The organism is Nocardioides marmoriginsengisoli (genome assembly GCF_003725695.1).
GTDB lineage: Bacteria > Actinomycetota > Actinomycetes > Propionibacteriales > Nocardioidaceae > Marmoricola > Marmoricola marmoriginsengisoli.
Map to the genome: position 1 here is coordinate 1,304,508 of NZ_RJSE01000007.1, position 23,621 is coordinate 1,328,128.

At 71.4% G+C, this 23,621-nt stretch carries 24 protein-coding genes; 10 read left to right on the forward strand and 14 right to left on the reverse strand.

Annotated elements, in window-relative coordinates:
• Positions 1-190: 190 nt before the first annotated feature.
• Genes EFK50_RS14810 through deoC form a run of 4 tightly spaced genes read right to left on the reverse strand, consistent with a single transcriptional unit; the run spans position 191 to position 3,931 of the window.
• Entirely contained in the window at positions 191-670 is a 480-nt protein-coding gene (locus tag EFK50_RS14810; RefSeq protein ID WP_221177406.1) for an anthrone oxygenase family protein, read from the reverse strand.
• A complete protein-coding gene (locus EFK50_RS14815) occupies positions 670-1,530 on the reverse strand; it encodes an aldehyde dehydrogenase family protein (protein ID WP_123228277.1) in 861 nt (286 codons plus the stop codon). The genes EFK50_RS14810 and EFK50_RS14815 overlap by 1 nt, the downstream gene beginning before the upstream one ends.
• A complete protein-coding gene (locus tag EFK50_RS14820; RefSeq protein WP_123228690.1) occupies positions 1,527-2,969 on the reverse strand; it encodes an aldehyde dehydrogenase family protein in 1,443 nt (480 codons plus the stop codon). The genes EFK50_RS14815 and EFK50_RS14820 overlap by 4 nt, the downstream gene beginning before the upstream one ends.
• A gap of 5 nt (positions 2,970-2,974) precedes the next feature.
• Positions 2,975-3,931, reverse strand: coding sequence for a deoxyribose-phosphate aldolase (gene deoC / locus EFK50_RS14825; protein ID WP_123228278.1), 957 nt, complete (start codon positions 3,929-3,931; stop codon positions 2,975-2,977).
• A gap of 67 nt (positions 3,932-3,998) precedes the next feature.
• Here deoC and EFK50_RS14830 point away from each other — a divergent pair, with 67 nt between their 5' ends.
• The gene (locus EFK50_RS14830; RefSeq protein WP_123228279.1) at positions 3,999-4,613 is read left to right on the forward strand and encodes a hypothetical protein; all 615 of its coding nucleotides are present in this window, start codon (positions 3,999-4,001) and stop codon (positions 4,611-4,613) included.
• Between the two features lies 1 nt (position 4,614).
• Here EFK50_RS14830 and EFK50_RS14835 read toward each other — a convergent pair whose 3' ends face one another.
• Positions 4,615-5,286 (reverse strand): class I SAM-dependent methyltransferase, encoded by a 672-nt coding sequence (locus EFK50_RS14835; RefSeq protein WP_221177407.1) that lies wholly within the window; start codon positions 5,284-5,286, stop codon positions 4,615-4,617.
• Complete coding sequence (locus EFK50_RS14840) at positions 5,283-6,941, reverse strand: phospho-sugar mutase (RefSeq protein ID WP_123228280.1); 1,659 nt, start codon at positions 6,939-6,941, stop codon at positions 5,283-5,285. The genes EFK50_RS14835 and EFK50_RS14840 overlap by 4 nt, the downstream gene beginning before the upstream one ends.
• A 30-nt stretch (positions 6,942-6,971) precedes the next feature.
• On the opposite strand from EFK50_RS14840, the gene EFK50_RS14845 reads away from it, so the two are divergent.
• Positions 6,972-7,418, forward strand: a complete 447-nt coding sequence (locus EFK50_RS14845; protein ID WP_123228281.1) for an SRPBCC family protein — start codon at positions 6,972-6,974, stop codon at positions 7,416-7,418.
• On the opposite strand, the gene tpx is transcribed toward EFK50_RS14845, so the two are convergent.
• Genes tpx through EFK50_RS14875 form a run of 6 tightly spaced genes read right to left on the reverse strand, consistent with a single transcriptional unit; the run spans position 7,399 to position 11,559 of the window.
• Positions 7,399-7,893: a thiol peroxidase gene (gene tpx / locus EFK50_RS14850; protein ID WP_123228282.1), complete on the reverse strand. Its 495-nt coding sequence runs from the start codon at positions 7,891-7,893 to the stop codon at positions 7,399-7,401. The two genes, EFK50_RS14845 and tpx, sit on opposite strands and share 20 nt — an antisense overlap.
• A gap of 43 nt (positions 7,894-7,936) precedes the next feature.
• Positions 7,937-8,608: a DNA alkylation repair protein gene (locus EFK50_RS14855; RefSeq protein ID WP_123228283.1), complete on the reverse strand. Its 672-nt coding sequence runs from the start codon at positions 8,606-8,608 to the stop codon at positions 7,937-7,939.
• On the reverse strand, positions 8,605-9,408 hold the full coding sequence (locus EFK50_RS14860) for a crotonase/enoyl-CoA hydratase family protein (protein WP_123228284.1): 804 nt from the start codon (positions 9,406-9,408) through the stop codon (positions 8,605-8,607). The genes EFK50_RS14855 and EFK50_RS14860 overlap by 4 nt, the downstream gene beginning before the upstream one ends.
• Before the next feature lie 23 nt (positions 9,409-9,431).
• Positions 9,432-10,424: an aldo/keto reductase gene (locus tag EFK50_RS14865; protein ID WP_123228285.1), complete on the reverse strand. Its 993-nt coding sequence runs from the start codon at positions 10,422-10,424 to the stop codon at positions 9,432-9,434.
• Between the two features lie 33 nt (positions 10,425-10,457).
• Positions 10,458-10,832 carry a MerR family transcriptional regulator gene (locus tag EFK50_RS14870; protein ID WP_123228286.1) on the reverse strand — a complete coding sequence of 125 codons (375 nt, stop codon included), beginning with the start codon at positions 10,830-10,832 and terminating at the stop codon, positions 10,458-10,460.
• Between the two features lie 52 nt (positions 10,833-10,884).
• On the reverse strand, positions 10,885-11,559 hold the full coding sequence (locus EFK50_RS14875; protein ID WP_123228287.1) for a biliverdin-producing heme oxygenase: 675 nt from the start codon (positions 11,557-11,559) through the stop codon (positions 10,885-10,887).
• A 139-nt stretch (positions 11,560-11,698) separates the two neighbouring features.
• On the opposite strand from EFK50_RS14875, the gene EFK50_RS14880 reads away from it, so the two are divergent.
• The 6 genes from EFK50_RS14880 (at position 11,699) to EFK50_RS14905 (ending at position 19,689) form a co-directional block, all read left to right on the forward strand.
• A complete protein-coding gene (locus tag EFK50_RS14880) occupies positions 11,699-14,230 on the forward strand; it encodes an autotransporter outer membrane beta-barrel domain-containing protein (RefSeq protein WP_123228288.1) in 2,532 nt (843 codons plus the stop codon).
• Positions 14,231-14,321: 91 nt separating this feature from the next.
• Entirely contained in the window at positions 14,322-15,425 is a 1,104-nt protein-coding gene (locus tag EFK50_RS14885) for a heme/hemin ABC transporter substrate-binding protein (RefSeq protein ID WP_123228289.1), read from the forward strand.
• Positions 15,422-16,528, forward strand: coding sequence for a FecCD family ABC transporter permease (locus EFK50_RS14890; protein ID WP_246004165.1), 1,107 nt, complete (start codon positions 15,422-15,424; stop codon positions 16,526-16,528). The genes EFK50_RS14885 and EFK50_RS14890 overlap by 4 nt, the downstream gene beginning before the upstream one ends.
• Positions 16,525-17,334, forward strand: coding sequence for a heme ABC transporter ATP-binding protein (locus EFK50_RS14895; protein WP_123228290.1), 810 nt, complete (start codon positions 16,525-16,527; stop codon positions 17,332-17,334). The genes EFK50_RS14890 and EFK50_RS14895 overlap by 4 nt, the downstream gene beginning before the upstream one ends.
• Entirely contained in the window at positions 17,331-18,443 is a 1,113-nt protein-coding gene (locus tag EFK50_RS14900) for a hypothetical protein (protein ID WP_123228291.1), read from the forward strand. The genes EFK50_RS14895 and EFK50_RS14900 overlap by 4 nt, the downstream gene beginning before the upstream one ends.
• Complete coding sequence (locus EFK50_RS14905) at positions 18,433-19,689, forward strand: hypothetical protein (RefSeq protein ID WP_123228292.1); 1,257 nt, start codon at positions 18,433-18,435, stop codon at positions 19,687-19,689. The genes EFK50_RS14900 and EFK50_RS14905 overlap by 11 nt, the downstream gene beginning before the upstream one ends.
• A 4-nt stretch (positions 19,690-19,693) precedes the next feature.
• On the opposite strand, the gene EFK50_RS14910 is transcribed toward EFK50_RS14905, so the two are convergent.
• Both EFK50_RS14910 and EFK50_RS14915 read right to left on the reverse strand, forming a co-directional pair.
• Complete coding sequence (locus EFK50_RS14910; protein WP_123228293.1) at positions 19,694-20,488, reverse strand: purine-nucleoside phosphorylase; 795 nt, start codon at positions 20,486-20,488, stop codon at positions 19,694-19,696.
• Positions 20,489-20,497: 9 nt separating this feature from the next.
• The gene (locus EFK50_RS14915) at positions 20,498-20,953 is read right to left on the reverse strand and encodes a gamma-glutamylcyclotransferase (protein ID WP_183407843.1); all 456 of its coding nucleotides are present in this window, start codon (positions 20,951-20,953) and stop codon (positions 20,498-20,500) included.
• 55 nt (positions 20,954-21,008) lie between these two features.
• Between EFK50_RS14915 and EFK50_RS14920 the strand changes: the two genes are divergently transcribed.
• Positions 21,009-22,403: an NAD(P)H-quinone dehydrogenase gene (locus EFK50_RS14920; protein WP_221177408.1), complete on the forward strand. Its 1,395-nt coding sequence runs from the start codon at positions 21,009-21,011 to the stop codon at positions 22,401-22,403.
• Between the two features lie 23 nt (positions 22,404-22,426).
• Entirely contained in the window at positions 22,427-23,617 is a 1,191-nt protein-coding gene (locus tag EFK50_RS14925) for a SpoIID/LytB domain-containing protein (RefSeq protein ID WP_183407844.1), read from the forward strand.
• The last annotated feature ends 4 nt before the right edge of the window (positions 23,618-23,621 follow it).

Below are 23,621 nucleotides of genomic sequence, written 5' to 3' on the forward strand. Positions count from 1 at the left end.
GTGGGGGTTCTGAAAAGCCCCGAACGGACCGTGCTTGTCGCGGGGTCTCTGCCCCCGGACCTCGAGCTTGTCGAGACGTGGTGACGTGTGTGCAGTCTGGCCCGCCCCCGGACGTCGAGCTTGTCGAGACGCCATGAGGTGCGCGGGCTGCGCGAGCCTCGCAACCTGGCGACCTTCGCGCCGTCGGTGGTCACGCGGGCTGTGCGACGACCAGTGCCCAGGCGAGTGCGATGGCGGCGCTGCAGCTGATCAGCACTCGGAGGAGGTTCCAGCGGGCCCAGCGGAGCTCGTTGAAGTCCGTGCGGACCTCGGTGGGGTCGGCGTCGGGGGGAGCGGCTTTGAGGGCGTCGTTGCGGGGCACGTTCACTGCGCCGGTGATCAGCACCATCAGCAGGTGGAGCGCCAGGGCGGCGTACGTCCAGCGCCGGACGTCCCCGTCGGTGGTGAGGGCTGCGGCGAGGGTGAGGGCCGGGGCGCCGAGGAAGCCGGTGAGCATGAAGACCGGGTTGATGATCGCTCGGTCGAGGCGGCGGAAGGTGTCGACGAACGCGCGGTCGTCGGCCTGGCGCAGCGCCGGCATCACGGTGTGGGCGTAGAGCAGGAACGCGCCGGCCAGCACGCCGGACGTCACCGTCGCGGCGACCAGCAGGCCGAGCCCCACCGCGTCCATCACAGCCCCATCGGGTGCCAGACGGTCTTGGTCTCCAGGAACTTGGTCATCCGGTCCAGCGGCGGCGCCGCGAGCAGGTCCTCGAGGCCGGGACGGCGGACCCGCTTGAGGTTCTCCGCCGCGGACTCCTCCAGGGTGCGCGCCAGGTCGGCGTCGGTGACTCCGGTCAGGTCCAGGCCGTTGACGTCGAGGTGCGAGGCCAGCCACGGCGCGATCTCGGCGACCGACCCGGTCAGCACGTTGACGACCCCGCCGGGCAGGTCGCTGGTGGCCATCACCTCGGCGAGGGTGATCGAGGTCAGCGGGTGCGGCTCGCTGGCGATCACGACGCAGGTGTTGCCGGTCGTGATCACCGGGGCGACCACGCTGACCAGGCCGAGCAGCGGGCCCTTCGGCGCGACGACCGCGACCACGCCGCTGGGTTCCGGGGCGGAGTGGTTGAAGTACGGGCCGGCGACCGGGTTGGCGCCCCCGGTGACCTGGGCGATCTTGTCGGCCCAGCCGGCGTAGAAGACCAGCCGGTCGATCGCAGCGCTGACGAAGTCGCGGGCCTTGGCGGCGGTGACGCCCTCGGAGCTGCGCAGCTCCGCCTCGAACTGGTCGCGCCGCGACTCCAGCACCTCGGCGATCCGGTAGACCACCTGGCCGCGGTTGTAGGCCGTCTTCCCGGACCAGCCGGGGAAGGCAGTCCGGGCTGCGCGGACCGCGTCCCGGGCGTCCTTGCGGGAGGCCTGCGAGGCGTTGGCGAGGAACCGGCCCTTGGCGTCGTTGACGACGTAGCTGCGCCCGGACTCCGAGCGCGGGAAGTCGCCGCCGATGTAGAGCTTGTAGGTCTTCTTCACGTCGAGTCTCGCGCTCATCGCAGGTACGCCTCCAGTCCGTGGCGGCCGCCCTCGCGGCCGTAGCCCGACTCCTTGTAGCCGCCGAACGGCGAGGCCGGGTCGAAGCGGTTGAACGTGTTGGACCAGACCACGCCGGCGCGCAGCTGGGAGGCGGTCCAGAGGATCAGCGAGCCCTTCTCGGTCCAGATGCCGGCGGAGAGCCCGAACGGGGTGTTGTTGGCCTTCTCGACGGCCTCCTTCGGCGTCCGGAAGGTCAGCACCGAGAGGACCGGTCCGAAGATCTCCTCGCGGGCGATCCGGTGCGCCTGGCTGACTCCGGTGAAGATCGTCGGCGGGAACCAGAACCCGGTGCTCGGCAGGTCGCACTTCGGCGCCCAGCGCTCGGCGCCCTCGGCCTCGCCGATCTCGGAGAGCTCGCGGATCTTGGCGAGCTGCTCCGCGGAGTTGATCGCGCCGATGTCCGTGTTCTTGTCGAGCGGGTCGCCCACCCGCAGCGTCTTCATCCGGCGCTTCAGCTTGGCGAGCACCTCCTCGGCGATCGACTCCTGGACCAGCAGCCGCGACCCGGCGCAGCAGACGTGGCCCTGGTTGAAGAAGATGCCGTTGACGATGCCTTCGACGGCCTGGTCGACCGGGGCGTCGTCGTACACGATGTTGGCGGCCTTGCCGCCGAGCTCGAGGGTGACCCGCTTGTCCGAGCCGGCGACTGCCTTCGCGATCGCCCGGCCGACGTCGGTCGAGCCGGTGAACGCCACCTTGTTCACGTCCGGGTGCGAGACGATCGCGCGACCGGTCTCACCGGCACCGGTGAGGATGTTGACCACACCCGGCGGCAGGTCCGCCTGCTGACAGACCTCGGCGAAGAGCAGCGCGGTCAGCGGAGTGGTCTCGGCGGGCTTCAGGACGACGGTGTTGCCGCAGGCGAGCGCCGGGGCGATCTTCCAGGCCAGCATCAGCAGCGGGAAGTTCCACGGGATCACCTGGCCGGCGACGCCGAGGGGCTGCGGGTCCTCGCCGTAGCCGGCGTAGCCGAGCTTGTCGGCCCAGCCCGCGTAGTAGAAGAAGTGCGCGGCGACCGTCGGTACGTCGACGTCGCGGGTCTCCTTGATCGGCTTGCCGTTGTCGATCGACTCCAGCACCGCGAACTCTCGGGCCCGCTCCTGGATGATCCGGGCGATCCGGAAGAGGTACTTCCCGCGCTCCGCGCCGGACATCTTCGACCAGACCCGGGTGTAGGCACGGCGGGCGGCCTTGACGGCCAGGTCCACGTCCGCGGCGTCGCCCTCGGCGATCTCGGCGAGCACCTCTTCGGTGCTGGGGCTGATCGTCTTGAAGGACTTGCCGCGACCGTCGACGAACTCGCCGTCGATGAACAGCCCGTACGACGGCTTGATGTCGACGATGCTGCGCGACTCGGGTGCGGGGGCGTACTCGAACGCCGTTGACTTCTTCGCCATGGTCATCAGTCCAACGTCACGTAGTCGGGGCCGGAGTATGCGCCTGTCTTCAGCTTGGAGCGCTGCATCAGCAGGTCGTTCAGCAGGGTCGAGGCACCGAACCGGAACCAGTGCGGGTCCAGCCAGTCCTCGCCGGCGATCTCGTTGACCATCACCAGGTACTTGATCGCGTCCTTGCTGTGCCGGATCCCGCCGGCCGGCTTCACGCCGACCTGCTGCCCGGTGAGCTCGCGGAAGTCGCGGACCGCCTCCAGCATGATCAGCGTGACCGGGAGGGTCGCGGCCGGCTGCACCTTGCCGGTCGAGGTCTTGATGAAGTGCGCGCCGGCCATCATCGCCAGCCAGCTGGCCCGCCGTACGTTGTCGTAGGTCTGCAGCTCGCCGGTCTCGAAGATCACCTTGAGGTGGGCCTTCTTGGAGGCTTCGCGGACCGCGACGATCTCCTCGTAGACGTCCAGGTAGCGACCGGCCAGGAACGCCCCGCGGTCGATCACCATGTCGATCTCGTCGGCACCGGCCTCGACGGCGTCGGTGGTGTCGGCCAGCTTGATGTCCAGGGCGGCGCGGCCGCTCGGGAACGCGGTGGCGACGGCGGCGACGTTGACGCCGGAACCCTTCAGCGCCTTCTTCGCGGTCGCCACCATGTCCGGGTAGACGCAGACCGCGGCGGTCGGCGGGCAGGTCGCGTCGGTCGGGTCCGGGCGCATCGCCTTCGCGGCCAGCGTGCGGACCTTGCCCGGGGTGTCCGAGCCCTCCAGCGTGGTCAGGTCGACCATCCGGATGGCCAGGTCGATCGCGAAGGCCTTCGCCGTCGTCTTGATCGACCGGGTGCCGAGCGCGGCGGCTCGTTGCTCGGCCCCCACCTGGTCGACACCGGGGAGCCCGTGCAGGAAGCGGCGGAGCGCAGCGTCGGAGGCCGTGGCCTCCGCCAGTGAACTCGCCGTTGAGTTCAAGGTCGTCACCCTCGCAGTCTAGGAGCCCCGGAGGACCACGGCTAATCCCCGGACCGCGCCGCCGTAGGGTGGTGCCGTGAGCGATTCTGTCCCGGCCCAGCGCTTCGGCCCGACCTCGGGCACCGTCACGGGGGTCCTCGGGCTGGTGCTGTGCGCCGGTGCCGCGGCGGCGCTGCTGGTCGACGACGTCAGCGCCGCCCACGTCCGGACGGTCCTGGTGCTGCTCGCGGTAGCGGTGCTGATCTGGGCCTTCATGCTCCGGCCGCGGGTGCTGATCGAGCCGGCCGGGACGCTGCTGCTGCGCAACGGCTTCACCGACTGGCGGATCCCGCTCGCCTCGGTCACCGACGTCGAGGTCCGCGCGGTGATGACGGTTCGCACCTCGGACGACGGCAGGTACCAGGGCGCCGGGGTCGGGAAGTCGGTGCGCCAGCTGGCCCGCGCCAACCGCCCGGCGACGGGCGGCGGGTTCTTCCGCCTCGGACCGCCGCCGGCACCGGAGGCCCCGGGCAAGCCCAAGCCGACAGACCAGTCCGACGCCGACTTCGCCGCGGCGCAGGTGCTCGCGGCAGCGCAGCGCGCCCGTGACCTCGGCCTGGCCGAGGGCCCGGGATTTCGCCTGTACGCCGTCCTGGAGATCGTCGCGTTCGCGGCGGCGGTGCTGGCTGCCGTGATCGCGTTCGTGGTCTGACCTAGACCGGTGTCGCGCGCCCGACCGTCATCCAGCTGAACGGCCGCATGAACCGGGGCCCCGGCATCCAGAACGCGTCGAGCTCGTGGACGGTGAACCCGCCGTCGGCCACCAGGTTCGGGATGTCCCGGCCGAGGTGGCAGCCGCCGGCGATCCGGCCCCAGAGCGGCTGCAGCTTGTCCTGCCGCGCGGCCACCTTCGGGTTCGGCGGCTTCGCGTGCTCGACGAAGTGCAGCGCCCCGTCCGGGCGCAGCACCCGGCGCATCTCGGCGAGCGCCGAGTCCAGGTCCGGGATCGTGCACATCGTGTACGACGACACCACCGCGTCCATGGTGCCGTCCGCCAGCGCGATCGCGGCGCCGTCCAGGCCGATCCGCTCGACCGGGCGCCCGAAGGCCCGGATCGCCGGCTGGGCCCGTTCCCAGGCGAGGTCGGACGGCTCGACTGCGTGCACCCGCTGCACCGCGTCGCCGTAGTGCCGGAGGTTGGTCCCGGAGCCGAAGCCGACCTCGAGCACCTCGCCGGCCACCGGCGCGCAGACCTGGTCGCGCCAGGTCCCGGTGACCTTGTCCGAGCAGGTGACGTCGATGACCCGGGGGAGCAGCCGCTGTTCCCAGAGGTCGCCCAGCCGCGAACCCAGCCGTGAATCCGGCCGCGAACCCGGGCGGCTCACAGCCCGGCCGCCGTCTGCAGGTCCCCGCGGATCGCGTCCAGCCGGCCGGCCGCCGCGATCCTGGCCGCGTCGACGCCGCCGTCCTCCTCGGCCCCCACCGGGACCACGACCTCCAGGTAGCACTTCACCTTGGGTTCGGTGCCCGACGGGCGCACGATCACCCGGGCGTGGTCGGCGAGCTGGTAGCGCAGCCCGTCGGTCGGGGGCAGGTCGGCCGATCCGGTCGCCAGGTCGACGACGTGCTCCACGGCGAGGCCGCCGAGACTGGTCGGCGGCTGCTCCCGGAGCCGCTGCATCGTGGCCGGGATCTGGGCCAGGTCGGTGAACCGGACGCTGAGCTGGTCGGTGGCGTAGAGCCCGTGCGTGCGGGCGATGTCGTCGAGCAGGTCGCGGACCGTGCGGCCGGCGGCCTTCGCCTCGGCCGCGAGCTCGCAGATCAGCAGCAGCGCCGAGACGCCGTCCTTGTCCTTCACGGCCGCCGGGTCGACGCAGTAGCCGAGGGCCTCCTCGTAGCCGAAGGCGAGCCCGGGGATCCGGCCGATCCACTTGAAGCCGGTGAGCGTCTCCTGGTGCGGCTGCCCGGCCGCGGCAGCCATCGCGCCGAGCAGGCTGGAGGAGACGATCGACTGGGCGAAGACGCCCTGCGCCCCCTTGGCGAGCAGGTGCTGGGCGAGCAGGGCGCCGACCTCGTCGCCGCGCAGCATCTGCCAGCCCTGCCCGGTCCCTCCGACAGGCACCGCGACCGCGCACCGGTCGGCGTCCGGGTCGTTGGCGACCACGATGTCGGCGCCCACCTCGGCGGCCAGCGCCATCGCCTGGTCCATCGCCCCGGGCTCCTCGGGGTTGGGGAAGGCCACCGTCGGGAACTCCGGGTCCGGGTCGGCCTGGGCCGGCGGCTCGTGCGGTGCGCTGAACCCGGCCTGCGCCAGCACCCGCTGGACGGTCGTCCCGCCGACGCCGTGCAGCGGGGTGTAGACCATCGTCAGGTCGCGCGGGCCGGGTCCGACCAGCGAGGCGACCCGGGCCTCGTAGCGCTCGACCACGTCCTCGCCGAGCACCTCGCCGCCGTCGCCGCGCGGGATGTCCGCCAGCGCTCCGACGGCAGCGATCTGCGCGGCGATCCCGGTGTCCGCCGGCGGCACGATCTGGCTGCCGTCGCCGAGGTAGACCTTGTAGCCGTTGTCCTGCGGCGGGTTGTGGCTGGCGGTGACCATCACCCCGGCGACGCAGTCCAGGTCGCGGATCGCGAAGGCCAGCAACGGGGTCGGCAGCGGCCGGGGCAGCAGCAGGGCGCGCAGGCCGGCGCCGGTGACGACCTCGGCGGTGTCCCGGGCGAAGACGTCGGAGTTGTGCCGGGCGTCGTACCCGATCACGACGGCGTCGCCGGGGCCGGCCCCGTTCGCCTTCAGGTAGGCGACCAGCCCGGCGGCGGCGCGAAGCACGACCACCCGGTTCATCCGGTTCGAGCCGGCGCCGAGGGCTCCGCGCAGGCCCGCGGTCCCGAACTCCAGGGTGCCGGCGAAGCGGTCCGCGAGGTCGGCGCTCGGACCGGCGGCGATCAGCGCCTCCAGCTCCGCGCGGGTCTGCGGATCGGGGTCCTCGGCGGCCCAGGCCCGGGCCGCGGTGAGCAGGTCGTCGTCGGAGAGGGACGTCATGGGACGACCCTAGTCGCCTAACCTCGAGGTGTGAGCGCCGTCGACTACGCCTTCTCGCACACCTCCGAGGTGGCCGCCTCGCCCGAGCAGGTGCACGCCGTCCTGCTCGACCTGGAGCGGTACGTCGACTGGTGGCCGCAGGTCCGGGCGGTGGCGAGCGCCGGGCCGGACGACGCCGTGGTGGTCTGCCGCTCGCGGCTGCCGTACGACCTGGAGCTGCACCTGCACGCGGTCAGCCGGGACCCGGGGCACCTGCGGGTGGAGATCGACGGGCCGATCCGCGGCCACGCCGCGTGGACCCTGTCCCGAACGCACAACGGCACCCGGCTCGAGTTCGAGCAACGGGTGCACGCTGTGGATCGGAAGTTCGTGCTGGCGTCGTACCTGATCAAGCCGGTCCTGCGCTGGAACCACGCGGTGATGATGCGCGGTGCCGACGAGGGCCTGCGGGACTACGTCAGGACAGCGACGCGATAGCGGCGTCGTAGTCGGGCTCCTGGCCGACGGCCGGCACGAGCTCGCTGTGCAGGACGGTGCCGTCCGCGTCGACCACGACCACGCCGCGGCCGTACAGGCCCTGGAACTTGCTGTCGGTCAGCGTGATGCCGTAGTCCTGGCCGAAGGTCGAGCGGAAGCCGGAGGCCACCGAGACGTTCTCCAGGCCCTCGGCCGCGCAGAAGCCGGCGAGCGCGAACGGCAGGTCCATCGAGACGTTGAGAACGGTGGTGTTCTCCAGGCCGGAGGCCAGCTCGTTGAACTTCCGGACGCTGGCCTGGCAGACGCCGGTGCCGATGCTCGGGAAGATGCTGATCACGGTGCGACCGGTGAGGTCGGCCGAGGACAGCTCGGACAGGTCGGCGCCGACGAGCGTGAAGGACGGAGCCTTGCTGCCCTGGGCGGGGAGGTCGCCGACAGTGTTTGCGGTGGAGTCACCGAACGCGATGGTTGCCATGACCCCTTTCTACACGGTGTCCGGGCGCGGTCCGCGGGCGGTCTCAGCCGAGGTGCTTGAGAGCCTCGCGCCGGGACAGCGGGCTGAGCTCGGTGGTCGCGACGAAGTCGAGGACCCAGGCGGCACGGACCCGGGCGGCGTCGCGCAGCGCCCAGCCGATCGCCTTGCGGATGAAGAACTCCCGGTCCGCGGTGTTCGGCTCGATCACCGCGGCGAGCAGGTCGAGGTCCACCCGCTCGCGGCGGCCGAGCTGCCCGATGATGGCCAGTCGTCGCAACCAGAGGTCCTCCGACGTGGACCACTCCCGCAGGGTCGCCGAGACCTCGACCGGGTGCGTGTCCAGCAGGTCGGCGATTCGGTGCGCGACCTCGTCGACGTGGTCCCACCAGGCACCTGTCTGCGCCATCTCCCGGTGCAGGTCGAGCAGGTCCAGCCGGCCGGCCGACCAGCGCAGGCCGAGGATGTCCTGGGCGGCGTACCGCTCCTCCCGGTAGTCGGCGTTCTCCCAGAGATCCCGGACCGTCGCCACCAGCAGCTCCGGCGAGGCGCCCTTCGCGGCGGCACGGGCGAGTCGTCGTACGGCGGGACGGCGGATGCCGAGGAACGGCAGGGTGCCGTTCTCGGCGACCTTCATGTACGCCGCCATCGCCGGCGCCAGCTCCGGGTCGGCGGCCTCGTGCAGCTCGCGGTGCAGCCGGTCCGCCAGCTCGGTCACGGCAGCAGGCGCCTGCTGAACTGCGGGACCACCTTCTGGAAGGCAGCCGTCCGAGCCGCCTTGGTGTTCGCCGCGGTCAGCAGCACCAGCTGCTCAAGCCGCTCCCGGGCGAAGGTCGCCCGCGGCGAGGACGTCCAGGTGCGGTTGAACAACCGCTTCGCCGCGGCCACCGAGTCGGGGGAGCGCTGCGCGATCTCCCGAGCCAGGTCCAGCGCCGCCACGACCGGGTCGGCGGCCAGCTCGGTGACCAGGCCGAGGTCGGCGGCCTCCTTGCCGCTGAGCAGCTGCGCGGTCATGGTCAGGCGCTTGGCGGTGTCGATGCCGACCAGCTCGGCCAGGCTGCGGATGCCGGTCATGTCCGGGATCAGGCCCCAGCGCGCCTCCAGCACCGACCACTCCGAGTCCGGGGTGGCGATCCGGAAGTCCGCGGCCAGGGCGAGCTGGAGCCCGCCGCCGTAGCAGTGCCCGTCGACCGCCGCGATCACCGGGACCGGCAGCCGGCGCCAGGCCCAGCAGGCCTCCTGGAAGGCGTTCGTGCCGCGCCAGGGGAGCGGCACGAACGCCTTGACGATCCCGGCCGGCGAGGACATCGCCGAGGCGAAGTCGAGCCCGGCGCAGAACGAGTCGCCCTCGCCGCTGATCACGACCGCCCGCAGCGTCCGGTCCTTGCGGAGCTCGGCGGCCGTGGCGATCAGCTCGTCGAGCGTCTGCAGGGTCAGGGCGTTGAGCTTGTCCGGACGGGTCAGGCGCACCTGCGCGATGCCGTCGGCGATGGTGTGGGAGACGTAGCGGCGGGTCATGCCGCCATGTTACCCGTGGGTACTCATCGGTCGATGTGACTCATGTCGCCGTACCGGTCGCCCTGGACCGCGTCGCGGGGGACGACCTGGTCCAGGTGGGCGAGCTCGGCACCGGTCAGCGTGACCGCGGCTGCACCGACGTTCTCCTCGAGGTACTTCACCCGCTTGGTGCCGGGGATCGGCGCGACGTCGTCGCCCTGGGCCAGTACCCAGGCGAGCGCCAGCTGGCCGGGGGTGCAGCCCTTCTCGGCCGCGACCTTGCCGATCTCGTCGACCAGCCGGAGGTTGGCGTCGAGCGCCTCGCCCTGGAAGCGGGGGAAGTAGGCCGACGCGCGGCCGTCGCCGTTCTCCAGGGTGGTCCACTCCTGCTTGCCGGTGAGCATGCCGCGGCCGAGCGGGGAGTAGGGCACCAGCCCGATGCCGAGCTCGCGGAGGACCGGCAGGATCTCGTCCTCCAGGTCGCGGGAGAACAGCGAGTACTCGCTCTGCAGCGCGGTGATCGGGTGCACGGCGTGGGCCTTGCGGATGTTCGCGGCGGACGCCTCGGAGAGCCCGAGGAAGCGCACCTTGCCGGCCTCGACGAGCTCGGCCATCGCGCCGACGGTCTCCTCGATCGGGACGGTCCGGTCGACGCGGTGCTGGTAGTAGAGGTCGATGTGGTCGACGCCCAGGCGCTGCAACGATGCGTCGCAGGCGGCCCGGACGTACTCGGGGCTGCCGTTGATGCCGACCCGGGTGCCGTCGGCGAGGCGCTCGTTGCCGAACTTGGTGGCGAGCTGGACCTGGTCGCGGCGGCCGGCGATGGCCTTGCCGACCAGCTGCTCGTTGGTGAACGGGCCGTACATGTCGGCGGTGTCCAGGAAGGTCACCCCGAGGTCGAGGGCGCGGTGGATGGTGGCGATGCCGTCGGCCTCGTCGGCGTTGCCGTAGAACTCCGACATGCCCATGCAGCCGAGGCCGAGGGTGGAGACGGTGAGCGGGCGCGTGGTTCCAAGGGTGCGGGTTGAGAGGTTCATGCGACCAGCGAACTACTGAGAGCGCACTCTAAGTCAACCCGTCGGCGCGACCTTGCCCTCGTAGATCCCGATCTTGTGGTCGATCGCGCGCAGGTGACCGGTCACCTCGGCGAGCTGGGCCTCGACCCGTTCACGGTGCGCTTTGAGGAGCGCGAGCCGCTCGGCCTCGTTCCCGTCGCCGTCGCGGACCAGGCCCGCGTACCGCCGTACGTCACGGATCGGCATCCCGGTGGACCGGAGCCGGTTGATCAGCTCGATCCAGGTGAGGTCGCGCTCGGAGTAGCGCCGGTGCCCCGAGGCAGCCCGCTCGGGCGCGGCGAGCATCAGCCCGTCGCGCTCGTAGTACCGCAGGGTGTGCGCAGTCAGGCCGGTCTGCGCGGCTGCCTCGGCGATGGTCAGGGAGGTCACCCGCCCATCTTCAACCTTCGAGTGCGCTCCAAGTCAACCGGGAGGCGGGCACCTAGGAGGCCGGGGTCCGCTTCCAGGCGTCGAGGTTGCCGCTCAGCTCGGCGAAGAGCTGCTGGTTGAGGTTGAACGCGACCTTCACCTCGTCCACGACCCGGGTGACCTGGCCGGAGTCCAGGCCGAGGGCGTCCAGGCGGGCCCGGTAGGCGTCCTTGTACGGCTTCGGCTTGGGGATCTCGGTGAAGGTGTAGAACGCGGTCCCGGTCGCGCCGGTCAGGCCGAACTCGCGGCGCAGCACGGCGCCGAAGGCCTGGCCGCCGGAGAGGTCGCCGAGGTAGCGGGTGTAGTGGTGGGCGAGGAACAGGCCGCCCCACGCGGTGCTGTCCTCGAGGCGGGCGACGTAGGCGTCGGCGGCGGGGCTGCTGATCACCGGCGGGTGCCCGGCCGACCAGTGGTCGAGGTCGGCGTCGAGGTGGTCGAGACGCTCGAGCAGCGGGTCGTAGACCGCCGCCACGATCGGGTCGCCCTGCAGCTCGCGGCCGGCCGTCTCCATCGCGGCGTAGATCATCCGCAGCCGGCCGAGGAACTGCACGTACCCGCGCTCGTCGACCTCGCCGCCGAGGAGGCGTTCGACGAAGGCCGAGCCCTCGGCCTGCTTGTGCTCGGCCATCGAGCCCTCGCGCATGGCGGCGGACAGGGGGGCGTCGACGGTGGATTCGAGCAAGGTCATCGGAACTCCTGAGTATGGGTTAAGGTAAGGCTGCCCTTAGTAAGTACAGCCTTACCTTATCAAGGATCGGGACCGTTCTGGTGCGCGGCTCAAGAACCGCAGCGCCGGGGATCCGGATCACCGAGAGAGGAACCACTTCATGACCACCCATCGTTCGCGCCTCGGACGGCGGCTTCTCGCCGCGGTGTCCGCCGGCGCACTCGCTGTCGGAGTCCTGGCGACCGTCGCCGGTCCGGCTCAGGCGGCACCCGACGCCGTACCGGTGACCACGACCGGCTCCGGTCCGTCGTACGTCGACGACGCCACCTTCACCTGGGGTGTCAGCGGCTACGCCCAGAAGGGCATCTTCGGCCCGTGGACCTTCAAGGACGCCACCGGCAACGTGACCCTGCTCCAGGGCTCCACCCAGACCGAGTACACCGCGTCGCCGGTCCCGGCGACCTCGATGCCGCCGGCAGGTGGCACCGTTCCGGCGAACCCGAACGCCGTGAAGTTCTCCTCCGGCACCGGCGTCGTGGACACCGCGACCGGTGCCGGCAAGCTGAGCTGGACGGGTAGCTACACGGTCAACGCCTACCCGCCGCAGTTCAACGCGCCCAACGAGATCTACCAGGACCCGATCCTGACGATCGCGGCCGACGGCTCGGGCACCCTGACCGCGAACTTCGGCATCGGTGCCGGCGTCGACATGCAGGGCAACCCGTTCGACGCCATCGACTACGGCCGCCTGAACCTGGCGAACTTCGACGCCGGCTCGCTCTCGAACAAGACCGCCACCGGCTACCGCGCCACCCCGAAGTACCAGGGCGTGACGAACGGCCTCGCGGGTCAGAACACCACCTGCACCACCGACAGTGGCGCCACGGGGTGGTGGGGATCGTGGCCGACCGCGTTCATCACCGCGCTGAACTCGTCCTCGGCCGGGCAGTCGGTGCTCCCGCACTTCTACTCGACCGGGTGCGGCGGCATGCAGGACTTCAAGCCGCAGCTGCCGATCGACGTGAAGTACACCGCCGAGCCCGCCCCGCAGGTGACGGTCTCGAACACCCGCGTCGACGCTGAGGGCACCACCACCGTCACGGTGTCCGGCACGGGCTTCCACTACCCGATGTCGATCGGTACCCGTCCGCCGCTGAGCGGCCAGACCGCGGGCAGCTACATCACCTTCGGCAAGTTCGCGGAGGTCTGGCGCCCGTCGCTGGGATCCACGCTGGCTCCCTCCGGCAACCGCAAGACGGCCACGGCCGGCAACGGCGGCCTCAAGTGGGCGGTTCCGGCCGCGAACATGGTCGGGATCGGCGGCGCCAACGCCGGTGCCATCGAGCTGACCCCCAGCGGCACCTTCACCACCGACCTGGTCATCAACAAGGCCGCCCTCGACGCGTCGGCCGGTGCCGGCACGGAAGCATTCCGCTACGGCATCTACACCTACGGCGGCAGCGGCGCGGTTGCTCCGGCGTACGAGACCTACACGCCGATCACCTTCCTGCCGGTCGCCTCGACCGTCGCCCTGGACAAGGCGTCCTACGCCGGTACCGCCGGTGCGACCACCCCGGTCGTGGTGACCGTCTCGGGCGCGAACGAGCCGGAGAAGGCCACGGGTGCGGTCACCCTGTCGATCACTCCCGAGGGTGGCTCGGCCACGCAGGTCGACACCGGCACCCTCGCCAACGGCACGGCCACGCTCGACCTTCCGGCCGACCTCGACGGCGGTACGGCGGGCGCGCTCTCGGTGTCCTATGAGGGTGACGAGATCTACGCCGCGGGGACCAAGACGGCGACCTACTCCGTTGCCGAGAACCCGGCCACGGTCTCGCTGGACAAGGCCAGCTACACCGGCACCGTCGGCTCGGCGGTCCCGGTGGCGATCACCGTCGGCGGTGTCGCCGGCAAGCCGACGCCGACAGGCTCGGTGGTACTGACCTACACCCCCGCGGGTGGCGCCGCCACGCCGCTGCCGGCGGCCGACCTCGTCGCGGGTGAGGCCGTGGTCTCGCTGCCCGGCTCGCTCGGGGTCGGAAGCGGTTCCATCAGCGTGGCTTACTCCGGCGACGACCTGTACGGCCCCGACGCCGAGACGGCGACGTACGCGATCGCCAAGAACGCGTCCGTGGTCTCGATCACCGGCGGGCCGTCCTCGGTGGCCTACCGGACGGCTGCGACCTACACTGCGACCGTCTCTGCGGGCACCGGGAACGTCGTGGTCAAGGTCGCGGGCAAGAACGTCAACGCCCCGATCGTGGGCGGCAAGGCGACCTTCAAGCTGCCGGCAACGCTGCCGGCCGGTCCGCTGACCCTGACCTTCAGCTACGCGGGCGACGCCAGCACCAGCGCGGCGACGCCGGTGAACAAGAAGGTCACCATCGCTCCGGGTGCGTCGGCGGTCGCCGCGAAGGTGACCTCGAAGTGGACGGCCAAGAAGGCCGGCAAGCTCACCGTGACCGTCAGGTCGGTCAAGGGTGGCCCGGTCCCGACCGGCAAGGTCAAGCTCGTCCTGAAGAAGGGCAAGGTCACCAGGACCGTCGCCGCGAAGGTGCTGAGGAACGGCAAGGTGGTCCTCGCGCTGCCGAAGGCCGCCAAGGGCACCTGGTCGGTCAGGGCGACCTACCTCGGCTCGACGCAGCACAAGACCGTGACCCGGGCCTGGACGGTCAAGGTCCCGGCCAAGTAGCACGACCGGTCTGGCAGGTCCGGCCCTCGGGGACCGGACCTGCCAGAGCTATGTAAACTAAGGCTTACCTAACTATGTTCTGGGAGTTGTGATGCGGAACCGTGGAAGCGGGATCACGCGATTCGTGCTGGTCGGGCTGGTTCTGACGGTGCTGGCGGCCTGCGGGACGGCGACCCAGGGCCACGGCGACGGCGACGAGGTCGCGGCGCCGACGCTGGCGAACGTGAAGCCGCTCGCCGACCCGAAGACCTGGACCGGCGTCGCCCACGCCGGCCTCCCGCCGGTCGCGATCGACCCGGTCACGGACGACCCGGCCCCGAAGCTCCCGGTCACCGTCACCGATTCCCAGGGCACCAAGGTCACCGTCACCGACACCAGCCGGATCCTGGCGCTGGACATCTACGGGACGCTCGCGCAGACCGTCTTCGAGCTCGGCCTGGGGGACTCGGTCGTCGGACGTGACCTGTCCACCCAGTTCCCCGAGGCGCGCGACCTCCCGATGGTCACCAGCGACAAGGGCCATGACCTGATCGCCGAGCAGATCCTCGCCACCAACCCGAGCGTGATCCTCACCGACACCTCGCTCGGCCCGTGGGACGTGATCCTGCAGATGCGCGACTCCGGGATCCCGGTGGTCGTGGTCGACTCGAAGCGCAGCCTGGACAACCTGGCCTCGTTGACCGAGGAGGTCGCGACCGCGCTGGGCGTGCCCGCGGAGGGCAAGAAGCTCGGCGCGCGGATCCAGGCGGACGCGAAGGCGACCGCGGCCCAGATCGCCGAGGTCGCCCCGACCGCGCTCGAGGACAAGCTGCGGATGGTCTTCCTCTACGTGCGCGGACAGGCCGGCGTCTACTACATGTTCGGCGAGGGCTCGGGCGCGGACAGCCTGATCGAGACCCTGGGCGGGTACGACGTCGCCGCCGAGATCGACTGGAGCGGCATGAAACCGGTCACCGACGAGGCGATCGTGGCGGCCCAGCCCGACCTGATCCTGATGATGACCAAGGGCCTGGAGTCGGTCGGCGGGATCGACGGCCTGCTCGACCGGATCCCGGCGATCGCGAACACTCCCGCCGGTCAGAACAAGCGCATCGTCGACATGGTCGACACCGGCATCCTGTCCTACGGCCCGCGGACCGCCGAGGTGCTCAACTCCCTGGCCGTCGCCGTGTACGCGCCCGAGGCACTGCAGTGACCACGACCCTGACCGCTCCGGAGCGCGCCGCTGCGGGAGAGCGGGCTCGCCCTGACGGGGACCGGCGCCTCCGCGCCCGGGTGGTCCTGCTCTTCGGGGTGCTCGGCGCCGCGCTGCTCGCCTTCATGGTCCTCTCGGCGGGCCGCGGACAGCTCGACATCCCCGCGGACCAGGTCCTCGGGTCGTTCCTGCACCACTTCGGCGTGAACCTCGGTCCGATGCCCGAGCACCCGCAGGGCGACAACACCCTCTGGCAGGTGCGGTTCCCGCGGGTGGCGATGGCGGTCGTCGTGGGGGCCTCGCTGGCTGCGGCCGGCGCGCTGATGCAGGGCGTCTTCGGCAACCCGCTCGCCGAGCCGAGCATCGTCGGCGTCTCCACCGGTGCGGCCCTGGCTGCCGCCGTCGTGATCGTCTACCAGCTCACCTTCTTCGGCACCTGGACGGTTGCCGCGTTCGCGTTCGCCGGTGGCCTGATCACCACCCTCCTGGTGTACGCGCTGTCCCGGGCGGACGGCCGTACCGAGGTGGTCACCCTGGTGCTGATGGGCATCGCCGTGAACGCGGTCTGCGCCGCGGGCCTGGCGTTCATGCTCTTCATCGCCGACACCCAGGCGCGTGAGGAGATCGTCTTCTGGCAGCTCGGCAGCCTCAACGGCACCCGCTGGCAGTACGTCGCCGTGGTGGCGCCGTTCTGCGCGGTCGGCCTGGCCGGTGCCGTGCTCGCGTCCCGGCGGCTCGACGTGCTCTCGCTCGGGGACCGTGCCGCCCGCCACGTCGGCATCAACGTCGAACGGCTGCGGATCGGCGTGATCGCCCTGGTCGCGCTGCTGACCGCAGCAGGGGTGGCCTTCGCCGGCATCATCGCCTTCGTCGGGCTCGTCATCCCGCACCTGATCCGGATGATCGCCGGTCCCGGGCACCGGGTGCTGATCCCGGCCAGTGCCCTCGGCGGTGCCGTGCTGCTGCTCGTGGCCGACCTCTGCGCGCGGACCCTGATGGTCGGTGCCGACCTCCCGATCGGGATGCTGACCTCGCTGGTCGGAGGCCCGTTCTTCTTCTGGCTGCTGCGCCGCACCCGCCGCCAGGCCGGGGGCTGGGCATGAGCATCGAGGTCAGGAACGCGAGCGTGCTGATCGACGGCCGGGCGATCCTCGACGACGTCTCGCTGACCGTCGTCCCCGGCGAGCTGCTGGTGGTGGTCGGACCCAACGGTGCCGGCAAGTCGACCCTGCTCGGCGTCATCTCCGGAGACCTGGTGCCGACCAGCGGGACGGTGCTGCTCGAGGGCGAGTCGATCCGCAGCCGCAAGCCGCTGGCGCTGGCCCGGAAGCGGTCGGTGCAGCTCCAGGAGCAGCAGCTCGCCTTCGGGTTCCGGGTGATCGAGGTCGTCCGGATGGGACGCACGCCGTGGGCCGGCACCGCCGCCGAGGACCGCGACGACGAGGCGGTCGCCGAGGCGATCGGCCGCGTCGACATCGCGCCCTTCGTGGATCGCTCGTTCCCGACCCTGTCCGGCGGCGAGAAGGCCCGCACCGGGTTCGCCCGCGCGACCGCGCAGGAGGCGGGTGTGCTGCTCCTCGACGAGCCCACCGCCGCCCTCGACATCAAGTACCAGCAGCGGGTACTCGGCGAGGCCGTCCGGCTCGCGCGGGCCGGCCACGCGGTGGTCGCCGTCCTGCACGACCTGACCCTGGCGGCGACCCACGCCGACCGGATCTGCGTCGTCAGCCGCGGCCGGATCGTCGCCCACGGCACCCCGGGCGAGGTACTGACCCCGGAACGGCTCACCGAGGTGTACGACCACCCGGTGGACGTCGTCGTGCACCACGGCGTGCCCGTCGTGATCCCGCGTCCCGGGGACCTGCCCGACGGTGCGCACGCCTTCGAGGACAAGGAGGTCCGGGTATGAGGACCAGGATTCTGATCACTGCCGGGATCGTCGCGGCAGCCACCCTGCTGATCCCCGGCAGCGCCGAGGCCGCCGCCCGGGTCACCGCGACCAACGAGTTCGGTACCGCGCAGGCGGACCCGACGTACGCGACCACGCTGACCCTGCGCGGCAAGGGCTTCCAGTCGATCAAGAACGGCCACGGCGGGGTCTACGTGTTCTTCGGGACCGTGAAGGGCACCTGGCGGCCGAGCAAGGGCGGCCAGACCGGCACCGACTACCTCTACGTCCCGGACTCCGAGGCGAAGAACAACCAGGGCTACCAGCGCTTCATCGCGTTCCCGGGCTCGGACACCGCGGCTTCGGCCCAGGGCATCCTCAAGGCCGACGGTTCCTGGTCGACCACGATCACCGTCCCGGGCGCGAAGTTCAACGCGGTCGACCGCGACGGCAAGGCGGTCGCGGTGGACTGCCTCAAGGTCACCTGCGGCATCATCACGATCGGGGCGCACGGCGTGAAGAACGCCCGCAACGAGTCCTTCTCGCCGGTCAGGTTCGCCAAGATCTACGATCGGGCCCCGACCACCACGGCCCCGACGACCACTGGCCCGACCACCACTGCCCCGACGACGGGTGCCACGACGGCGGCCGCCCCGCAGGCCGGAGTAGCTCCGCGCTCCCAGTCGGCCGCCAAGCCGGTCGCCGCCGTCGACCAGGACACCGCCGTCGTGGGTCGGGTCCTCTCGTTCACCGGGACCGGGTTCACCCCGGGCGAGCAGGTGACGGCGTCCTTCGACGACGGCAGGGCCGCCGTCGGGCCGCTGGCCGCGGGACCCAGCGGTGAGGTCGCCGGCGTGCTCCAGCTGCCAGCCGAGGTCCGGTCGGGGACCCACACCCTCCGGCTGACCGGCGCCGCGTCCAGCACCCGGGCCGACGTCAACTTCCCGATCCGGGCCGCCGAGCCGACTGCCGCTGCCGACGAGTCCGACGACTCCGGCCTTCCGGCCTGGGCCGGCTGGACCTTCCTGGGTACGGCGGTCCTGGTCCTGGGCGCGGCCGTCCTCTTCGCCGTACGCCGGATCTCCGGAGTGCGTCGTCGCGCCGAGCAGGGGGCTGCTCATGCGTCGTGAGCTCCGCGTCCTGGTGCTGTTCGTGGTCACCCTCCTGGCCGGGGCAGTGCTCGCGGTCCCGAGCCTCCCCGCGGCTGGGGCGGACGAACCGCCCGCCGGCGCCTTCGAGGTCGACGACGCGCTCTTGCGCTGGGGGATCAACAACGAGACCAACAACCGGGGCGCCGCTCCGGGCACCTTCAACTTCGTCTCGGCCGGGAAGATCGGCAATCCCGGCGAGGGCGGACAGGTGCTGACCGAAGCCTCCGCCGGCGCGAAGTGGGCCAACGGCAAGCCCGCCGGCTGGAAGGCGTCGGAGGGCGCCGTCCGGGTCGAGAAGCTGCGCCCCGACGGCGACTACGGGCTGGCGACCTGGGCCGGTCTCCAGACCGACCGCGACGGCACCGCGCTCGGCGGCTACGCGGTCAACACCAAGTTCTCCGACCACCAGGTGGTGCTCTCCGGCGGCACCGGCTCGGTCGACCGGACGACGAAGACCGCGACGATCTCCTGGGACGGCGACTTCACCATCGTCTACTACTCGGGGTACACGTTCTTCTACGTCTCCGACCCGGTGCTCACCGTCACCCAGGGCGTCGGCCGGCTCACGGGAACCATGAGCGGCTACTCCTCGGACATGGTGGACCTCACCAAGTGGGCCGCCGTACCGACGAGGACGAACGTCGTGATCGCCGACCTGGGCACCGTCGACCTGGACAAGGACCTCGGCTTCACCGCGTCCCCGAAGTACCTCGGCGTCAAGGTGACCGGCTTCGACCAGGTCACCTCCGGCCAGTACTTCGGGTCCTTCCCGCAGTCCTTCATGAACTTCCTGAAGACGGTCGGCATCGGTGCCTACTTCCACTCCAGCGGCGGCAGCATCGACCGGAACAAGGTGCCCCTCGACCTGGCGGTCAGCTACGCCGCCGGCAGCCCGATCATCCCGAAGACGCCGGAGGGCGAGGGCGAGAACCCGCCGGTCACCAACACGCCACCGCCTCCGCCGCCGTCACCGCCTGCCCGGGTGGTCCAGCCCCCCGGACCGGTGCTGCCGCAGCAGCCGGCCCCGGTTGCCGCCCCGGCCGCGGCCCCGGTCCTGGCCGGCGTGCAGCCCGTCGCCACCGTGATGCCGGCCCTCGTGCTCGTCAGCGCCGAGACCGACGACGGGGGAGCCGGCGGCCCCTGGGTCGCCGGTACGGCGCTGCTCGTGCTGGCGGCCCTGATCGGTGCCTTCCCGTTCCTGTACCAGCGTCTCCGCCGGGCCTGACCGGTCAGATCCGCGGTACGACGGCCCCGAGCAGCTCGCCCATCCGGGTAGCCGCCGCGCGGCCGGCTTCGAGGACCTCCTCGTGGTTCAGCGGCTCGCCGGTCATCCCGGCCGCGAGATTGGTGACCAGCGAGATGCCGAGCACCTCCAGCCCGGCCTCGCGGGCGGCGATCGCCTCCAGGGTGGTGCTCATCCCGACCAGGTCGCCGCCGATCGCGCGGACCATCCGGATCTCCGCCGGGGTCTCGTAGTGCGGCCCGGGGAACTGCACGTAGACGCCCTCGTCGAGGGTGGGTTCGATCTCCCGGCAGAGCGCCCGCAGCCGCGGGCTGTAGAGGTCGGTGACGTCGACGAAGTTCGCGCCCTCGATCGGCGAGGTGGCGGTCAGGTTGATGTGGTCGCTGATCAGCACCGGCGTCCCCGGGGACCAGGTCTCCTTCAGGCCGCCGCAGCCGTTGGTCAGCACGACCGTCGAGCAGCCGGCGGCGGCCGCGGTCCGGACGCCGTGCACGACCGCGCGGACGCCGTGGCCCTCGTAGAAGTGGGTGCGGCCGAGGAAGACCAGCAGGTTCTTGTCGCCGGCGCGCACCGAGCGGAGCTTGCCGCCGTGACCGGCCACGGACGGTGCCGCGAAGCCGGGCAGGTCGGCGATGGCGATCTCGGCGGTCGCCTCGCCGAGCGCGTCGACGGCGGGCAACCAGCCCGACCCCATCACCAGGGCGACGTCGTGGCGTTCGACGCCGGTCTTCTCGGCTAGGACGCGGGCGGCTTCGGACGCGGCTTCGGCTGGAATACTCACCCGACGACCTTATCCGCCGAAGGTGCTCCGGCAGGGCCGCTGGCGCAGGGCGGCGACGTAGTCCGCGGGGGCGTCCGCCGCCTCGGCCGCGTCGGCCAGGGTGCCGAGGTAGGTCGCCGACGGCAGGCCGCCCTCGAAGGCGTCCAGCACGTAGACCCAGGCGACGACCTCGTCGGTCAGCGTCGAGACCCGCACCTTGGCCTTGCGGAAGAGACCGGTGTCGGCGGACTCCCAGCCGTCCAGGGTCACCTCGTCCTCGGGGGTGACGTCGTAGATCGCCACGAAGACCTGCTCGAACGGGTCCTGGACGATCGTGCCGAGAGCGCCGTCCCAGCCGTGGTCCTCGCCGCCGAAGGTCAGCCGCCAGCCCTGCAGCCAGCCGGTGTCGCGCAACGGCGAGTGCGGGCAGCGCTCACTCATCCGAGCCGGATCCAGGTTGGTCCCGTAGGCGGCGTAGAGCGTCACGGTGCCCAGAGTAGGGGAGAAACGACGCGGCCCGATGTACGACACAATGGGACGCGTGACTCGAGTAGTGATCATCGGTGGTGGACCCGGCGGCTACGAATCCGCCCTGGTGGCGGCGCAGCTCGGCGCGGAGGTCGTCGTCGTCGACTCCGACGGGCTCGGCGGCTCGGCCGTGCTCACCGACTGCGTGCCGAGCAAGACCCTGATCGCCACCGCCGAGCTGATGACCGACCTGGCGACCGCGCCGGAGCTCGGCATCGGCCTGGTCGACCACACCGCTCCTGCCTCCCAGGTCGAGGTCGACCTGGCCCGGGTCAACGCCCGGGTGCTGCGGCTCGCGGCCGAGCAGTCGAGCGACATCGGCCGCCGGCTGGAGCGCGAGGGCGTCCGGGTCGTCCGCGGCCGCGGCCACCTGGACGGCCCGGAGCGGGTCGTCGTCACCGGTGCCGACGGGGAGACCGAGACCATCGAGGCGGACGCCGTCCTGGTCGCGACCGGCGCCGCTCCGCGCACCCTGCCCACCGCGGAGCCGGACGGCGAGCGGATCCTGACCTGGGAGCAGGTCTACGACCTCACCGAGACCCCCGAGAAGCTGATCGTGGTCGGCTCCGGCGTCACCGGCGCCGAGTTCGCCAGCGCCTACATGGCGCTCGGCATCGAGGTCGTCCTGGTCTCCTCGCGGGACCGGGTGCTGCCCGGAGAGGATGCCGACGCCGCCGAGGTGCTGGAGCAGGTGCTCACCCGTCGCGGCATGGCCGTGATGAACAAGTCCCGGATGGAGTCGGTCACCCGCGAGGGCGACGTCGTGACCGTCCGGCTCACCGACGGCCGGTCGGTCAGCGGGTCGCACTGCCTGCTCGCGCTCGGCTCGATCCCGAACACCGCCGGCCTCGGCCTGGAATCGGCGGGCATCGCCGTCGACGAGGGCGGCTTCGTGAAGGTCGACCGGGTGTCCCGGACGACCGCCCGGGGCGTGTACGCCGCCGGCGACTGCACCGGGGTGCTGATGCTGGCCTCGGTCGCGGCGATGCAGGGCCGGATCGCGATGTGGCACTTCCTCGGCGACGCGGTGGCGCCGCTGGACCTGAAGAAGGTCTCCTCGAACGTCTTCACCGCCCCCGAGATCGCCACCGTCGGCTGGTCCCAGCAAGCCGTCGACGCCGGCGAGATCGTGGCCGAGGCGGTCCGGCTGCCGCTGGCCGGCAACCCGCGCGCCAAGATGCAGGGCGTCCGGGACGGTTTCGTGAAGCTCTTCTGCCGTCCCGGCACCGGGATCGTCGTCGGGGGAGTGGTGGTCGGACCGCGGGCCAGCGAGCTGATCCACCCGATCTCGATCGCGGTCGCGGAGTCGCTCACCGCGGACCAGCTGGCGAACGCGTTCACCGTCTACCCCTCGAACAGCGGCTCCGTCGCGGAGGCCGCACGTCGGCTTCACCACCCGAAAGTCTGATTTGTCTGCCTAAGATGGCGACCATGCGCACTCGGATCGTCCTGGTTCTGACCGCCTTCGCGGTCACCTTCGCCGGCCTGCCCGCCGCCGACGCGCGCGGGCGCGGCGTGCCGGCGTCCGACCCGCCGGTGAACCCGTCGGCCAGCCTGCTGGTCACCGGCGAGGGGTACGGGCACGGTCGCGGCATGTCCCAGTGGGGTGCCGTCAACGCAGCGATCCAGGGCAAGGACTACAAGACGATCCTGAAGTTCTACTACCCCGGTACGGCGTTCGCCTCGGTCTCCGCGCGCCTCCGGGTGCTGATCACCGGCGACAGGGACAACAACACCACGGTCAAGGCCGCCAAGGGTCTCAGCGTGTACGACTTCGGCAGCCGCAAGGCGTACCGGCTGACCAAGGCCACGGCACGGGCCTGGCAGCTGCGCACCGTCCAGGGGAAGACCCGGGTCTACTACCGCACGGCGAAGTGGCACCTGTACCGGACCGGTGGCCGGGTCGCGCTCAAGGGCATCGGCGAGTTCCGCAGCTCCACCGGCATCCTCGTTCTCCGCCTCCCGAGCGGCGACCGGAAGTACCGCGGAGCGCTGCGGTTCGCGGGCTCCGACACCGTGAACGTGCTCAGCCTGGAGAACTACCTCAAGGGCGTCGTGCCCGCCGAGATGCCGGCCGGCTGGCGCCCCCAGGCGCTCCAGGCGCAGGCGGTCGCGGCGCGGTCCTACGCGCTCAACAAGCGGGACCGGTTCCTCAGCCGCTACTACCAGATCTGCGACACCACGGCCTGCCAGGTGTACAAGGGCGTCGGCGTCGAGGACTCCCGGACCAACCAGGCCGTGGCGGCGACGGCGGGCCAGGTCCTGACGTACGGCGGCAAGCCCGCGTTCACCGAGTTCTCCGCGAGCAGCGGCGGGTGGACCTCGGCCGGCGACGTGCCCTACCTGAAGGCGCAGCAGGACATCTACTCGGTCGCCGACAACGACCCGTACGTCCCCTGGTCGCCGGAGGTCCGGATCAACACCGCGACGCTGGCGAAGAAGTACCCGCAGATCGGCACGTTGAAGAAGCTCCAGATCACGACCCGCGAGGGTCTGGGCGACTGGGGCGGCCGGGTCCAGACGATCCTGCTGGACGGGACCGCGAAGGACCTCGTGATCAGCGGCGACGACTTCCGATCGCTCTACGGGCTCCGGTCCACGCTGTTCAAGTTCGGCCCGTAGGCAG